Source organism: Devosia sp. J2-20 (assembly GCF_055808475.1).
The window spans coordinates 2,633,681-2,648,337 of record NZ_CM147870.1 but is presented as its reverse complement, the minus strand read 5'-3'; the positions used below and the strand labels follow the sequence as shown (position 1 = coordinate 2,648,337).

The 14,657-nt window shown below is 62.4% G+C and carries 13 protein-coding genes; 6 read left to right on the top strand and 7 right to left on the bottom strand.

Annotation, left to right across the window (positions count from 1 at the left end; all coding sequences use genetic code 11):
• Window positions 1-70 precede the first annotated feature (70 nt).
• Window positions 71-424, top strand: coding sequence for a CopM family metallochaperone (gene copM / locus AC0L37_RS12910; RefSeq protein WP_282220899.1), 354 nt, complete (start codon window positions 71-73; stop codon window positions 422-424).
• A 1-nt stretch (window position 425) separates the two neighbouring features.
• Here the strand turns inward: copM and AC0L37_RS12905 are convergent, their stop codons facing one another.
• Window positions 426-1,451 (bottom strand): LacI family DNA-binding transcriptional regulator, encoded by a 1,026-nt coding sequence (locus AC0L37_RS12905; RefSeq protein WP_282220900.1) that lies wholly within the window; start codon window positions 1,449-1,451, stop codon window positions 426-428.
• Window positions 1,452-1,649: 198 nt separating this feature from the next.
• On the opposite strand from AC0L37_RS12905, the gene AC0L37_RS12900 reads away from it, so the two are divergent.
• The 3 genes from AC0L37_RS12900 (at window position 1,650) to AC0L37_RS12890 (ending at window position 5,206) form a co-directional block, all read left to right on the top strand.
• Window positions 1,650-3,191, top strand: a complete 1,542-nt coding sequence (locus AC0L37_RS12900) for a sugar ABC transporter ATP-binding protein (protein WP_282220901.1) — start codon at window positions 1,650-1,652, stop codon at window positions 3,189-3,191.
• The gene (locus AC0L37_RS12895) at window positions 3,172-4,191 is read left to right on the top strand and encodes an ABC transporter permease (RefSeq protein WP_212658699.1); all 1,020 of its coding nucleotides are present in this window, start codon (window positions 3,172-3,174) and stop codon (window positions 4,189-4,191) included. Before AC0L37_RS12900 ends, AC0L37_RS12895 begins: the two co-directional genes overlap by 20 nt.
• A 67-nt stretch (window positions 4,192-4,258) precedes the next feature.
• Window positions 4,259-5,206: a substrate-binding domain-containing protein gene (locus AC0L37_RS12890; protein ID WP_212658698.1), complete on the top strand. Its 948-nt coding sequence runs from the start codon at window positions 4,259-4,261 to the stop codon at window positions 5,204-5,206.
• Between the two features lie 202 nt (window positions 5,207-5,408).
• Here the strand turns inward: AC0L37_RS12890 and AC0L37_RS12885 are convergent, their stop codons facing one another.
• The 6 genes from AC0L37_RS12885 to cydD all read right to left on the bottom strand — a co-directional run bounded on the left by AC0L37_RS12885 (window position 5,409) and on the right by cydD (window position 11,775).
• Complete coding sequence (locus tag AC0L37_RS12885) at window positions 5,409-5,609, bottom strand: heavy-metal-associated domain-containing protein (protein WP_212658697.1); 201 nt, start codon at window positions 5,607-5,609, stop codon at window positions 5,409-5,411.
• 1 nt (window position 5,610) lies between these two features.
• On the bottom strand, window positions 5,611-6,021 hold the full coding sequence (gene cueR / locus AC0L37_RS12880) for a Cu(I)-responsive transcriptional regulator (protein WP_269368262.1): 411 nt from the start codon (window positions 6,019-6,021) through the stop codon (window positions 5,611-5,613).
• Window positions 6,018-8,270 (bottom strand): heavy metal translocating P-type ATPase, encoded by a 2,253-nt coding sequence (locus AC0L37_RS12875; protein WP_282222978.1) that lies wholly within the window; start codon window positions 8,268-8,270, stop codon window positions 6,018-6,020. Before AC0L37_RS12875 ends, cueR begins: the two co-directional genes overlap by 4 nt.
• Window positions 8,271-8,340: 70 nt before the next feature.
• On the bottom strand, window positions 8,341-9,993 hold the full coding sequence (gene cydC / locus AC0L37_RS12870) for a thiol reductant ABC exporter subunit CydC (RefSeq protein WP_282220902.1): 1,653 nt from the start codon (window positions 9,991-9,993) through the stop codon (window positions 8,341-8,343).
• Window positions 9,990-10,256, bottom strand: a complete 267-nt coding sequence (locus AC0L37_RS12865) for an AAA family ATPase (RefSeq protein WP_473313058.1) — start codon at window positions 10,254-10,256, stop codon at window positions 9,990-9,992. The genes cydC and AC0L37_RS12865 overlap by 4 nt, the downstream gene beginning before the upstream one ends.
• A complete protein-coding gene (gene cydD / locus AC0L37_RS12860) occupies window positions 10,186-11,775 on the bottom strand; it encodes a thiol reductant ABC exporter subunit CydD (RefSeq protein WP_473313056.1) in 1,590 nt (529 codons plus the stop codon). The genes AC0L37_RS12865 and cydD overlap by 71 nt, the downstream gene beginning before the upstream one ends.
• A gap of 128 nt (window positions 11,776-11,903) precedes the next feature.
• On the opposite strand from cydD, the gene AC0L37_RS12855 reads away from it, so the two are divergent.
• Together AC0L37_RS12855 and cydB are read left to right on the top strand one after the other, a co-directional pair.
• Entirely contained in the window at window positions 11,904-13,511 is a 1,608-nt protein-coding gene (locus AC0L37_RS12855) for a cytochrome ubiquinol oxidase subunit I (protein ID WP_282220904.1), read from the top strand.
• Entirely contained in the window at window positions 13,508-14,653 is a 1,146-nt protein-coding gene (cydB, locus tag AC0L37_RS12850) for a cytochrome d ubiquinol oxidase subunit II (protein ID WP_282220905.1), read from the top strand. Before AC0L37_RS12855 ends, cydB begins: the two co-directional genes overlap by 4 nt.
• The last annotated feature ends 4 nt before the right edge of the window (window positions 14,654-14,657 follow it).

The following is a 14,657-nucleotide window of genomic DNA, read 5'->3' as shown; positions in this document are numbered from 1 at the left end:
TCGAATTCGGCTTGACCTTCCCAGAGGGGAAGGCGCCACACATCGGCGTCTTCTAACAAACGGATTTGCGATGAAATCTCTCCTGCTTGCTGCAACGATCACCCTTGGCCTGATGCTGCCCGCCTTTGCGCAGGATCACGGCGCGATGACTGGCATGTCCGGCGCCGAGATGCCGGCCAGCCATGCCTATGCGGCCATGGCCGAAAAGATGCATGCCGACATGGCCATGACCTATACTGGCGATGCTGACCTTGATTTCATCAATGCCATGATCCCGCATCATCAAGGGGCCGTCGAAATGGCCCGTATCGCGCTCGAACATGGCAACGACCCCGAGGTGAGGGCGCTGGCCGAGGCAGTGATCGCGGCGCAGGAGCAGGAAATCGCCTGGATGCAGGACTGGCTGGCCAAGCGCGACCAGTAGCTCAGCCCCGTCGCGGTCCACTGACCGAATTGCGCACGATCAGCTCGCTGCGCAACAGCACTTCGTTCTTGGCGGGCGTCTCGCCCGCCAGCAGCGCCAGCAGCAGGTCCATCGCACCCTCGCCAATCTTGTGGCGCGGCTGCTTCATGGTAGTCAGCGATGGCGTGACGAAGCTGGCAAACGAAATATCGTCAAAGCCCATCACCGAGAAGTCGCGCGGCAGATCATATTTGCGCGCACTCAGCGAGATGATCACCCCCAGCGCGGTGGCGTCGTTGACGCACAAAAAGGCGGTGGGCAGCACATCGCGGACAAACATGTGCTCGGTCGCCGCTCGACCGCTTTCCGTGGTGCCATCGCCGTCCAGGATCAGCCGTGGGTCAATGGTGATGCCCGCGCCGCTCAGGGCCGCGCGATAGCCCTGCTCGCGCAGCATGTTGACCGCCTTGCTGGTCGAATGCCCGATAAAGGCGATGCGGTGGTGCCCCTGGGCGATCAGATGCTCGGCTGCAATGCGGGCCCCCTCGAAATTATCGACACCGACAAAGGGCACATCGCTATTGGAGACCGGTTCGTTGACCGCCACCATGGGCGGCAGGCGCACGGTATTGCCCTGTTCGCCAATGCCATAGGGCAGGTGACCGGTAAGCAGGATCAACCCGTCAGCCTGATTGGAATTGATGAAGCGCAGATAATCAGTCTCGCGCGTCGGATCATTCTGGGTATTGCCGATCAACACCCCATAGCCGCGCTTGGAGGCCTCGGTTTCGAGCCCCACCAGAATGTTGGAGAAGTTCGGATCGCCCACATCGGGCGCCAGAATCAGGATCATGTTGGAGCGGCGCATGCGCAGCGAACGCGCCATAGCATTGGTGGTGTAGCCGGTGCGCGCAACGGCCTCGGTGACCTTGCGGCGCGTCTCGTCAGCAACCTTGGTGGGCTCATTGATAGCGCGGCTGACCGTGGCGATGGATACGCCGGCGATCGCCGCTACGTCTTCAATTGTGGCCAGTTTTCGGTGCTGCAATCTGTGCCTCGCACGCCCACTGACGCCCGCTATCGCTGCCTTTAGCAGATGGCTCACGCGGCGCCAGACCCTCCTCTACGGCTTATACCGTTTCTCCCGTTTGTAAACCTTTACATCAATCATGAAAACCTTTACATCATTGTCTCAGGAGCGAAGAGACGGGGTTCAACCCTGCCGCGTTCAGGGAGGGGTTCAACGATGTCCAGCGCCGAAGTCATGTCCGCGCCAGCGATCCTGTCCGCACACCGGATCAGTAAATCGTTCGGCGAAATCCCCGTCCTGTTCAGCATTGATTTCGATATCAAGCCCGGTGAAGTTCACGCCATTATCGGCGAGAACGGCGCAGGCAAATCAACCCTGATCAAGGTGCTGTCCGGTCTCGAGCAGCCGACCTCTGGCACCATCTCCTATGATGGCAAGACCGCTGTGCTGCCGCCCAATGGCGAAGCCGAAGCCATGGGCATCGTGGTGATCCACCAGGAATTGCTGCTGGCTGAACATCTGACGGTCGCCGACTCCATTTTCCTGGGTCGCGAGCTGACCAAGAAGGGCTTCTTGCGGCTGGCCGACATGCGGGCCCAGGCCGCTGCCATTCTTGATACCCTGCACGTCAATGTCGATCCGGACGCACGCATCAACACGCTGTCGGTTGCTGACAAACAGATGGTCGAAATTGCCAAGGCCATCAGCCGTGACGCGCGCGTGCTGATCATGGACGAGCCGACCGCCGTGCTGTCGCAGGGCGAAACCCAGACGCTGTTCGAACAGATCCGCCGTCTGACCGCACGCGGCGTGGCCGTGATCTTCATTTCCCACAAGCTTGACGAGATCATGGAACTGGCTCAGCGCGTCACCGTGCTGCGTGACGGCCAGTTGATCGCCACGGTGGGCACCGAGGCGCTGACCCCGGATTCCATCGCGCAGATGATGGTAGGGCGCGAGCTCTCCAATCTCTATCCGCCCAAGCATGAGCCCGATGTCGACGCCCCCGTAGTGCTCTCGGTGCGCAATCTGGTGGCGCCTGGCGTCAAGGACATCTCGTTTGATCTGCGCAAGGGCGAGATCCTCGGCTTTGCCGGGTTGATCGGCTCGGGTCGCACGGCTGTGGCCGAGGCCATTGTCGGGCTCAATCCGCGCGATGATGGCACGGTGGAGGTCAACGGCACGCCGCAGGACTTCACCGACGTCGCCAAATCGGTTGCTGCCGGACTGGCCTATATGACCAAGGACCGCAAGGGGCGGGGGCTTTTGCTCAATGTGGGGCTGGAACCCAATCTGACCCTGCTGACGCTCAAAAAGCACCTCAAGAACGGCTTTCTGGACGGCAAGAGCGAAGCCAGTGCGCTCGAGCGCGCCGTGCGCCGTTTCGATATCCGGGCGCGCGATGCCTCGGTCAAGGTGGGGCAGCTATCGGGCGGCAATCAGCAAAAGCTGATGCTGGGCAAGACCATGGAAGCCGAGCCCGACATCATCATCATGGATGAGCCGACGCGCGGCATCGACGTGGGCACCAAACAACAGATTTATCATATCGTCGCGGCACTGGCGGCCGAGGGCAAGTCCATCATCCTGATCTCTTCGGAGATGCAGGAAGTGATCGGGCTTAGCCATCGGGTGCTGGTGATGCGCGAAGGGCGATTGGCCGGCAAGCTCGAGGGCGCCGAAATCGCGGAAGCAGAAATCATGCGGTACGCCGCAGGCATCAAGCAGGGTGGGGACGATGAGCGTATCAGCGCATGAGGCTGCAAAGCCGGGCAGAAGCTTCCGGATTGATCTCAAGACACTGGGACCGCTGCTGGCGCTGATCCTGCTGGTGATCCTGGGCTACAGCCTCAATCCAGCCTTCCTCAATGAAGGCAACATCACCAATATTCTGACCCGATCGGCCTTTATCGGCATCATCGCGGTGGGCGCCACTTTCGTGATTACCGCAGGCGGCATCGATCTGTCGGTGGGCTCCATGGCCGCCTTCATCGCGGGCGTGATGATCATTGTCATGAACACCGCCGTGGACGCGCTGGGCGCCTCGATCTGGACGGTGCTACTGGGCATTGGCTGCTCGCTGATCCTGGGCGTGGGTGCCGGCTATATCAACGGTTTTCTGACCACCAAGGCCAAGATCGAAGCCTTTATCGTGACGCTCGGCACCATGGGCATCTATCGCTCGCTGGTAACCTATTTTGCCGATGGCGGCACGCTGTCGCTGGCTTCGGGGGCCCGCGATATCTATCGCCCGGTCTACTATGAGAGCTTCCTGCGCATCCCCATTCCGGTCTGGGTGTTCATCTTCGTGGCGATCATCGGCTGGGTGCTGATGAACCGCACCGCCTTTGGCCGCTATTGCATGGCGATCGGCTCCAATGAACACGTGGCGCGCTACTCGGCCATCAAGGTCGACCGGGTCAAGACCGCCACCTATATCCTGCAGGGTCTGTGCGTCTCGCTGGCCACCATCATCTATGTGCCGCGTCTGGGCTCGGCATCATCGGCCACCGGCGTGCTCTGGGAACTCGAAGCCATCGCTGCGGTGATCATTGGCGGCACCATGCTCAAGGGCGGCTTCGGCCGCATTGGCGGCACGGTGATCGGCGCGCTGATCCTGACGGCCATCGGCAATATTCTCAATCTTACCGAGATCATCTCGAACTACCTCAACGGGGCAGTGCAGGGCGTGATCATCGTGGCGGCAGTCTACCTGCAGCGCGGCTCGCTCCGCGGTGCACGCAAGAAGGCCGAATAATCCAAGTCCCCAACGGGGCGGGAGAACCGGCGCCAAAGCAGCGCCAGAACACAGGGAGGACTAAGCTATGTCTTTGAAGTCAATCGCACTGGGCCTGTTGGCCACCAGCGCACTGGCCGGCGCAGCATTCGCGCAGGATCAGATCAAGATCGGCGTCTCTATTCCAGCCGCAACCCATGGTTTCATGGGCGGCCTGAACTGGCACGCAGCAGAAGCTGAAAAGCGCCTTGAAGCCGCCAATCCCAATATCGACATCATCATCGTGACCGCTGACGGCCCCGCCGATCAGGCCAGCGATCTCGAAGATCTGGTCTCGGTGCATCAGATCGACGCCCTGGTGGTGTTGCCGTTTGAATCCGAGCCTCTGACCGAGCCTGTCCGCGCCGTTGCCGACACCGGCGCCTTCATCACCGTGGTCGACCGTGGCCTGACCGACCCGTCCATCCAGGACGTCTACGTCTCGGGCAACAATACCGAAATGGGTGAAGTCTCGGCCGAGTACATGATGACCCGCCTCGGCGATGGCGACAACATCGTCATCCTGCGCGGTATCCCCACCGTGCTCGACACCGAACGCTTCGACGCCTTCATGGGCAAGATCGAAGGCTCGGGCATCAATGTGCTCGACAACAAGTTCGCCAACTGGAACCGCGATGACGGCTTTGAAGTGATGCAGGATTTCCTGAGCCGCTTCCCCGATATCGACGGCGTCTGGGCTCAGGATGACGACATCACGCTGGGCGTGGTCGAGGCCATCAAGCAGGCTGGTCGCGAAAGCGAAATGTTCGTGGTCGGCGGCGCTGGCATGAAGGAAATCGTCAAGGGCGTGATGGATGGTGATCCGCTGGTGCCCGTCGACGTGCTGTATCCACCGGCCCAGATTGCCACGGCAATGGACGTGACGGTGAACCACTTCATCTCCAATGGTCCGGTTACCGGCAGCTACATTCTCGGCTCGCCCCTGATCACCCAGGAAAACGCCGAGCAGTTCTACTTCCCAGACAGCCCGTTCTGACCTCCCATACCCAGAACGGACAGCAAAGGGCGCCCCTGGGGCGCCCTTTGTTATTGGGATGGATCAGTTTGTTTGCTTGGGCACCCCCACCTAACCTCCCCCTACAGGGGGAGGAACCCGTGCAGTGGGTGGGCGGGATGTTGCCAAGGCTCCGATGCAGCTCCTCCCCCTGTCAGGGGAGGTCGGGAGGGGTATCCCCGAGCTAAGCCGCCTCAGGCGTGTAGCCGGCTTCGCGGATGGCTTCTTCACCCTTGGCGCGGTCGCCGGTAAAGCTGACCTTGTGTGATGCCAGATCGACGTCGATCTCGGCGCCGGGCAGGGCCTCTTCCAGAGATTTTCGGATGGCGCCGACGCAGTGATTGCAGCTCATGTCGTTGACGGCGAAAACGGTCTTGTCGGTCATTTCAATGTCCTTTGCTTGGCGTTGGGACGCCCGCGAGGTCGTCCAGAATGGGGCAGTCGGGGCGATCATTGCCTGTGCAGCAATGCGCCAGATGCTTGAGGGTTTTGACCATGGCCTGCAACTCGTCGATCTTTGTTTCGAGCGCCGTGATATGGCTGACCGCGACCTCCTTGACCTCGCCGCTGGCCCGGGACTTGTCCTGCCACAGGCTGAGCAGGGTCGCGGTCTCTTCGACTGAGAAGCCCAGCGTGCGGGACCGCTTGATAAAGCGCAGCACATGCACTTCATCGCTGCCATAGACCCGGTAATTGCTGTCAGTGCGATGCGGCGGGCGAATAAGGCCGATGGATTCGTAATAGCGGATCATCTTGGCCGAAACGCCCGAGGCGTTGGCAGCCTCGCCAATATTCATAGCGTCACCCCTTTCACCCCGCGCAGCCGCTGGGCATTGGAGACCACAAGGATTGACGACATCGCCATCGCGCCGGCACCCAGCATGGGTGAAAGCAGGATCCCGAACGCCGGATACAGCACGCCTGCGGCCACCGGAATGAGCAGCACATTGTAGCCGAACGCCCAGAACAGGTTCTCCCAGATGTTCTTCATGGTCGCCCGGCTGATTACCAGCGCATCAAGCACACCTTTGAGGTCGCCGCCGAGCAGCACCACATCGGCGCTCTCGATTGCGGCATCGGTGCCGGTGCCCACGGCAATGCCGATATCGGCTTCGGCCAGCGCAGGGGCGTCATTGATGCCATCGCCGACAAAGGCCACCGTGCCGAACTGGCGCAGCGATTTGATGGTGTCCACCTTGTCGGCGGGCAGCACTTCGGCGCGCACCTCATCAATGCCCAACTGACGGGCAATGGCTTCGGCCGTGCGGCGATTGTCGCCCGAGATCATCGCCACCTTAAGGCCTAGTTCGTGCAGCGCAGCGATCACCGCCATGCTGGTGGGCTTGATGGTATCGGCGACCACAATGGCGGCGGCGAGTTTATCGTCGATGGCGGCAAACACCGGGGTCTTGCCTTCATCGGCCAGCTTCTCGATGGCCTGGGCGAAGTCGGAGAAATCGAGGTGCCCCAGATGGCGCTGCGAGCCAATCGACACCAGTCGCCCATCGACGCGGGCGGTGACACCATTGCCAGCGTCCGATGCGAACTCGGTGACGGCACCCAATGTCAGGCCGGCTTTTTCGGCAGCGGTCACGATGGCGGTGGCGATGGGATGCTCTGATCTGGCTTCGACAGCCGCGACCAGGGCCAGCACTTCATCATGCTCGAAATCATCATCGAGAATGATGTCGGTCAGGGCCGGCTTGCCTTCGGTCAGCGTGCCGGTCTTGTCCAAAGCCACCACAGACACATCGCGCAGACGCTGCAGCGCTTCGCTCTTGCGGAACAGCACGCCCATTTCGGCCGCGCGGCCCGTGCCCACCATGATCGAGGTCGGTGTGGCCAGCCCCATGGCGCAGGGGCAGGCAATGATCAGCACCGCCACGGCGTTGACCAGCCCAAAGACATAGGCGGGGTCTGGGCCCCACACCAGCCAGATCGCAAAGGTCAGGATCGACAACGCAATCACGGCGGGCACAAACCAGGCCGTGATCTGGTCGACGACGCCCTGAATGGGCAGCTTGCCGCCTTGGGCTTCCTCGACCATGCGGATGATCTGCGACAGCATGGTGTCGCCACCCACCTTGGTGGCGCGGAAACTGAAGCTGCCCGAGGTGTTGAGCGTTCCGCCAACCACCTCGGCACCGACCGTCTTGGAGACGGGCAGGGGTTCGCCCGAAATCATCGATTCATCGATATGGCTGGCGCCCTCTGTGATCTCGCCATCCACGGCGATCTTTTCGCCGGGACGCACCACGATAATGTCGCCGACCTGTACCTGCTCGATGGCGATCTCGGTGATCTGGCCGTCGCGCTCGACGCGGGCGGTCTTGGCCTGCTCGCGCACCAGACGTTGAATGGCATTGCCGGTACGGCCCTTGGCGATGGCCTCAAGCAGGCGCCCGACCAGGATCAGCGTGACGATGACCGCAGCGGCTTCATAATAGACATACTGCGCCTGGCTGGGCAGCACCTGCGGCACGAACGTCGCGACCACCGAATAGAGATAGGCGGCGCCAGAGCCAAGCGCCACCAGCGAGTTCATCTCTGGCGCGCCGCGCAGCAGGGCGGGAATACCCACCTTGAAGAAGCGCCAGCCCGGCACGAACAGCACGAAGCTGGCCAGCACGAAATAGAAGATATGCAGTGTCGGTGTGGGGATCAGGGCGGTCAGCCACATGTGGAAGGGCATGTAGAGATGCCCACCCATTTCCAGCGCGAACAGCGGCAGCGTCGGAATGGCCGCCAGGATCACGTCACGCCGCAGGATGGCGGCGTCTTCATCGTGATGCTGATGCCCGGAATGCGCGCTGGCTTGGGGCGTTTCATGGCCGGTATAGCCAGCCTTCTCGACCGCGGCGAGCAGGGCGGCGACATTGCTCGTATCGGCCATCCGCACACTGGCGCGCTCGGTGGCAAAGTTCACGCTGGCGCTTTCGACACCGGGAACCTTGCTGAGCGCCTTTTCCACCCGCATCACGCAGGAGGCGCAGGTCATGCCGTCAATATCAATGCTAATAGGTTTGTTGTGGACGTGTTCGTTCATTTCAATCACCTCGTCCTCAGCCATATAGACCTTCCCATCATGGTAAGGTCAAGGCCCGTGTCGCGATGATTCAAGTGAGCTGTCCGCCGCGCATGGTCAGCACCCGGTCCACCGTGCCTTCGGGGATGCCGGCATGGGTCACAAGGATCACCGTGCGCCCGGTGGCAGCCTTGCGCAAGGTATCAAAGAACGCGACCTCTGCGGTACGATCCAGACCGGTGGTGGGTTCATCGAGCAGCAGGATGGGCGCAGGGCTGAGCAGGGTGCGGGCAAGGCATAACCGCCGTCCCTGACCCGCCGAAACGGTCCGGCCAGCTTCTCCCACCAGCGTATCGAGGCTTTTGGGCAAAGCGCGCACGAAATCGCCAATGCCGGCGGCGTCCAGCGCCGCCCACAGGGCATCTTCATTGGCGTCGGGACGGGCGATCAGCAGATTGGCACTAATAGTGTCGTTGAACAGCGGGCTGTCCTGACTGAGCAGGGCCATGCTGGTCTGCAGATCGCACAGGGCCAGCGCGGGCAGGTCGACGCCACCCAGGGTGATACTGCCCGATTGCGGTTCGGCCAGTCGCAGCAATAGGTTGAGCAAGCTGGATTTGCCAATGCCGCTGGGACCCACAATGGCCACATGCTCGCCCGGCGCAACGCTGAGCTCGAGATCATTCAGCACCGGCGCGCCGCCATCATAGGCAAAGCGCACCTTGTCCAGAGTGATCGCTAGATTGTCGGGCAGGGCGATGGGGCTGGCCGGATCGACGATCTCGATTGGGGCATCGGCAATTGCTGTCAGCCGTTCGGCGGCGGCCATGGCGGTGGTCAGCTTGGTGACGCTGCGCACAATGACGCTGCTGGCCTCAAAGCTGCCCAGAATGGCGAGCAGCAGGCCGACCAGTACCGGGCCGTCAATCTGCTCGGCCGCGAAGGCCTCCAGGCCCAGCCAGAGCGATCCGGCCAGCGCAATGGCCGCCAGTGCCTGCACGCCAAAGGCGGCAAACCCGCTCAGTGTGGCAAGGCGCCCGCGCGCCTCGGACAGGGCTGTTGCGGTCTCTGAAAAGCGCGCCTGAGTGTCGCCCAGCGCCCCGAACAGCGTGAGATCGGCATGGCCCTCAATACCATCGAGTACCGCGGCACGCGCCGCAGCGGCACGCATCACAATCGCCGAGCCTGCCTTGCGGCTGGTCAGCACCAGACCGGCGGGCACCAGTAGCACCGCCATGCCAAAGCTCAGGCCATAGACTACAGCTGCTGCAGGCAGCAGGAACGCCAGAATGCTTGTCAGAACGGTGCCGATCACCACAGCGGCAGTAATCGGGCCGATGGCGACCAGAAAGGCGGTGTCGAGCGCGTCGACATCGGCGGTCAGCCGGCTGACCAGATCGCCATGGCGCATATGGCGATCATTAAGAGGCAGGCGTGGAAACAGCCGCCCGAACAACCAGCCCCGAATATCAGCCAGCAGGCGCAACGTCGCGTCATGGCCGCTCAGGCGTTCGCCATAGCGTGCCAGAATGCGCACAAAGGAAAAGCCGCGCACCATGGCTGACGGCACAAAGAGGTTGAACGCCAGGCCTGCACTGGTCAGGGCCGTTGCAGTGATGAACCAGCCCGACGTGCCCAGCAGCGCCACGCCGGAGGCCAGCGCCACCAGCGAGAGCAGCAGGGCGATCAACAGACCTTTGGCCTGACGGGCAAACAGCCCCCGAAAAGCGAGCAGCGCGTTCATGCAACACTCCTGACACTGGCGGCGGAAACCGGGGTGGCCAGCAGTTCCGCCCCGGCAATGCGATAGGCATGGTGCATGCGCTTGGCGACGGCCTGCGAATGGGTGGCAATGATCAGCGTGCGACCGTGCGCAAAGTCGAGCAGGGCATCAAGCACGGCCTGTTCGAGTTCTGCGTCAAGATGCGCGGTCGGCTCATCGAGCAGGATCAGGCCGGGATCGCGCAGGAAGATCTCGCGCCAGGGCGATGCGCTGGGTCTGTCCACCTGAAAGACCAAGCCCGCCTTCACCCAAAAGCGTATCGAGCCCTTCGGGCAAGGCATCGGCAAACCCGGCGGCCTGAGCACGCTCGGCAGCACTGCGAATCTGCGCGGGCGTCGCATCCGGGCGCGCCATGGCAATATTGTCCGCCATGCTGCCCGCAAAAATCCGGGGCTTCTGGCCCAGCATGGCGACGCTGTGGCGCAGTTCGGCTTCATCCCACTCTTCCAGGGACTGGTCACCCAGCGTGATGGCACCACCATGCGGGCGCAGCCGGGCAATGGCTTCGAGCAAGCTCGATTTGCCAATGCCACTCTGGCCGACAATGGCGACATGCTCGCCTGCTTTGATGTTCAGCCCCGTCTCATGCAGGATTACGCGGGCATTGTCGGGCGTGCGCAGGGTGAGCTTGTCCAGCCGCAATGCCATTGCATCCGGCGAAGCTGACGGTTCGGCGTGGCCGAGCGGGACGATCTCTGCGGGCAGGGCGCCAAGCTGGGCCTGGATTTCGCCAATGGCCGACTTGGCCGAGGCCCGGTCGTGATAATGCGCTGCCAGCAGACGCAGGGGATTGTAGACTTCCGGCGCCATCAGCAGCAGGAACAGGCCCAGCTCAAGCGTCAGTGGTGTGCTGCGCAGGTGCAGGAAATCGATGAAGGTCAGCCCGACATAAAGCGCGATGCCTGCTACGCCCAGCGCAGCGAAGAATTCCAGCACGGCCGAGGACAGGAAAGCGATACGCAGCACACGCAGCGTGCGGTGACGCAATTCGTCGCTCGCAGCCACAATGCCAGCCGTCTCGGCTTCGGCACGACCGAACAGTTTCAGTGTGGTGAGCCCCCGCAGGCGGTCGGCAAAGCGACCATTGAGCAGGGACAGCGCACGGGCTTGCCGGTCGGTGGCACATTGCGCGCCCCAGCCCACCAGCGCCATGAATACCGGGATGAGTGGTGCGGTGACGAGAAACAGCAGGCCCGCCAGCCAGTCGAGTGGCAGGATGATGGCGCCAAAGGCCAGCGGCAGCAGGCTCGCCTGCACCATGGCGGGCACGTAGCGGGCAAAGAACCCATCCAGCGCCTCGACCTGATCAATCATCGCCGAAGACGCTGCGCCCGAATGGGGCTGATCAGCGGCACGGGGCGAGCGGGACAGCAATTGGGCAAACAGCGCTTGCCGCAGATTGGTCTTGATGGCCTCGGACGCGGCCGTGCCGGCCCGATCGCCGATCGCGGCCAGCGCGGCGCGGGTCAGCAACAGCCCAAAGATCAGTACGATGCCGGGCGTCATCGCCGCGATGACAGCGCCATTCTCCACCACGCCACCAACAATGCCTGCCAGGGTCCACGCCTGAACCACCAGCAACACGCCGCCCAGCAGTGGCGCCGCAATCGCCAGCCACAGCCACGGCCCGCCGAAACGGCGCAAGCCGGACAACGTCTTGGCGTTTTGACGGTCCGGGCTGGTCACGGTGGGCTGGCCTTGAGGTGGGATGGGGGCGGCGGGGGAGGTCGACGTCTTGGGCATGGGCGCACCCTATATTGAGCGGTCGAACGCACATTGATTTAGGTCAATGCGGGCGCGAGCGCGGACAGGCAAATAGCTTCTAATCGGTTGCGACTCGGCGCGCCGACAAGCGTAGAGGCAATATCGCTATGATCGACATGACTGTCGTTGAGCTGTCGCGGTGGCAATTTGCCGCCACCGCCATGTATCACTTCCTATTCGTGCCGCTCACCCTGGGGCTGTCTTTCATGATGGCCATCATGGAGAGCACCTATGTGATGACCGGGCGCGAAATCTGGCGCAAGGCGACCCTGTTCTGGGGCACCCTGTTTGGCGTCAACTTCGCCATGGGCGTAGCCACCGGCATCGTCATGGAATTCCAGTTCGGCATGAACTGGAGCTATTACAGCCATTATGTGGGCGACGTCTTCGGCGCCCCGCTGGCCATCGAGGGCCTGATGGCCTTCTTCCTCGAAGCTACCTTTATCGGCCTGTTCTTCTTCGGCTGGGATCGCCTGAGCAAGGTGGGCCATCTGACGGTGACCTGGCTGACGGCGCTGGGCGCCAATTTCTCCGCGCTCTGGATCCTGATTGCCAATGGCTGGATGCAGAACCCGGTCGGCGCCAAGTTCAATCCCGACACCATGCGCATGGAAGTCACCGACTTTATCGCCGTGATCTTCAACCAGGTGGCGCAGGCCAAGTTCGTGCACACCGTCAGCGCCGGCTATGTCTGCGGCGCCGTGTTCATCTTCGCCATTTCCGCGCTGTTCCTGCTCCAGGGCAAGCATATCGAACTGGCCAAGCGGTCCATGGTTGTTGCCGCCAGTTTCGGTCTGGCCTCGGCCCTGTCCGTGGTCGTGCTGGGTGACGAGAGCGGCTATGTCGCCACCGAACACCAGCAGATGAAGATCGCCGCCATGGAGGCGATGTATCACACCGAGCCGGCCCCGGCCGCGCTGACCCTGTTCGCCATTCCCAGCGATGTGCCCGGCGAACCGGCATTCCAGGTGCAACTGCCCTGGGTGTTGGGCCTGATCACCACCCGCTCGATCGATCGCGATCTGCCCGGCATCACCGAGCTGACCGAGCACGCCGCGATCCGCGTCCAGTCCGGTATCGTGGCCTACAAGGCCCTGCAGGAAATTCGCGCTGACGGCACCAATACCGCCGCCCGGGCGACCTTTGACGAACATTGGGCCGATCTGGGCTATGGCCTGCTGCTCAAGAAGTATCGCGAGGATGTCGAGAACGCCACGGGTGAGGAAATCACCATGGCAGCGCTCGATACCGTGCCTGATGTGTGGCCGCTCTTCTGGAGCTTCCGCGTCATGGTCGCTATCGGCTTCTTCTTCATCGCCTTCTTTGGAGTCTGGTTCTACCGCGCATCGCGTGGCTGGCTCGACACCAGCCGGCCCATGCTGTGGATCGCCTTTGCGACACTGCCGCTGCCTTGGCTGGCAATCGAAGCGGGCTGGCTGATCGCCGAATATGGTCGGCAGCCCTGGGCGGTCGAAGGCGTTCTGCCCACCTTCTACGCGGCCTCAGGCCTGCACTTCTGGGATCTGGTGATCTCGCTCACCTTCTATGTGGCACTCTATACCGTGCTGCTGGTCATCATGGTCATGCTGATGCTCAAGATCATCAAGGCCGGGCCACAGGACAAGCTGTTTGCCGCTGCCGATGAAGGCGAGGACGCCGACTTTGTTGTCGCCGCCCTGCCTGCCACTCCCGCCAACAAGGAACTCGGATCATGAGCACCATTCCGCTCGACTACGAAACGCTGCGCCTCATCTGGTGGGCATTGCTGGGCATCCTGCTGATCGGCTTCGCCGTGATGGGAGGGCGTGACCTGGGCGTGGGAACCTTGCTGCCCTTCGTCGCCCGCACCGACGCCGAACGCCGTGTGCTGATCAATGTGATCGGCCCGACCTGGGAAGGCAATCAGGTGTGGCTGGTGCTGGGTGGCGGCGCCATCTTTGCCGCCTTCCCCCTCTACGCCGTCAGCTTCTCTGGCTTTTACCTGGCCATGATCGTGATCCTGCTGGCGCTGATCCTGCGCCCGGTGGGCTTCAAGTTTCGCGGCAAGGTTGCCGATACACGCTGGCGCTCGGCCTGGGACTGGGCCCTGTTTGTCGGCGGCTTCGTGCCATCGCTGATCATGGGCGTGGCCGTGGGTAACGTCCTGCTCGGGGCGCCCTTTTATCTCGATGATACGCTGCGCGCCTTCTACACCGGCAATTTCTTCCAACTGCTGATGCCATTCGCCCTGCTTGCCGGGCTGGTCAGCGTGGGCATGATCGTGCTGCAGGGTGCCGTGTTGATTACCGGACGGACCACGGGTGTGCTGGCGGATCGGGCCCGCACATACGGGACGTGGGCGGGACTGGCGACCATCGTGCTGTTTGCGCTGGGTGGCGTCTGGGTGGCCTTCGGCATGGACGGCTATGCCATCACCAGCATTGTCGACACCAATGGCGCCATCAACCCGCTGGGCAAAACAGTCGCGCTGGTCCCGGGTGGCTGGATGACCAATTATGGTCTCTATCCCTGGATGATCGCGGCGCCGGTGCTGGGCTTTGTGGGCCTGGTTGCAGCGGTTCTCGGGCTGCAGGCACGGCTGCGCATTCCAACCCTTGTGGCCTCGAGCATGGCCATCTTTGGTATCATCTCGACGGCAGGACTGTCGCTGTTCCCCTTCCTGCTGCCGTCCTCGACGGTGCCAGAGTCCGGGCTGACATTGTGGGATGCCTCTTCAAGCCACCTCACCCTGTTCATCATGCTGCTGGCGACGGTGATCTTCCTGCCCATCATTCTGGCCTACACCGCCTGGGTGTTCCGCGTCATGCGCGGGGATGTCACCACACGGTCGCTCGAAAAGAACCCCAACGCCTACTAGGAGA

Excerpts from the sequence above, each read along its gene's own strand:
- copM (WP_282220899.1), top strand. The coding sequence starts at position 71 with ATGAAATCTCTCCTGCTTGCTGCAACGATCACCCTTGGCCTGATGCTG.
- AC0L37_RS12900 (WP_282220901.1), top strand. The coding sequence starts at position 1,650 with ATGTCCAGCGCCGAAGTCATGTCCGCGCCAGCGATCCTGTCCGCACAC.
- AC0L37_RS12895 (WP_212658699.1), top strand. The coding sequence starts at position 3,172 with ATGAGCGTATCAGCGCATGAGGCTGCAAAGCCGGGCAGAAGCTTCCGG.
- AC0L37_RS12890 (WP_212658698.1), top strand. The coding sequence starts at position 4,259 with ATGTCTTTGAAGTCAATCGCACTGGGCCTGTTGGCCACCAGCGCACTG.
- AC0L37_RS12885 (WP_212658697.1), bottom strand. The coding sequence starts at position 5,609 with ATGACCGACAAGACCGTTTTCGCCGTCAACGACATGAGCTGCAATCAC.
- cueR (WP_269368262.1), bottom strand. The coding sequence starts at position 6,021 with ATGAATATTGGCGAGGCTGCCAACGCCTCGGGCGTTTCGGCCAAGATG.
- AC0L37_RS12875 (WP_282222978.1), bottom strand. The coding sequence starts at position 8,270 with ATGAACGAACACGTCCACAACAAACCTATTAGCATTGATATTGACGGC.
- cydC (WP_282220902.1), bottom strand. The coding sequence starts at position 9,993 with ATGAACGCGCTGCTCGCTTTTCGGGGGCTGTTTGCCCGTCAGGCCAAA.
- cydD (WP_473313056.1), bottom strand. The coding sequence starts at position 11,775 with ATGCCCAAGACGTCGACCTCCCCCGCCGCCCCCATCCCACCTCAAGGC.
- AC0L37_RS12855 (WP_282220904.1), top strand. The coding sequence starts at position 11,904 with ATGATCGACATGACTGTCGTTGAGCTGTCGCGGTGGCAATTTGCCGCC.
- cydB (WP_282220905.1), top strand. The coding sequence starts at position 13,508 with ATGAGCACCATTCCGCTCGACTACGAAACGCTGCGCCTCATCTGGTGG.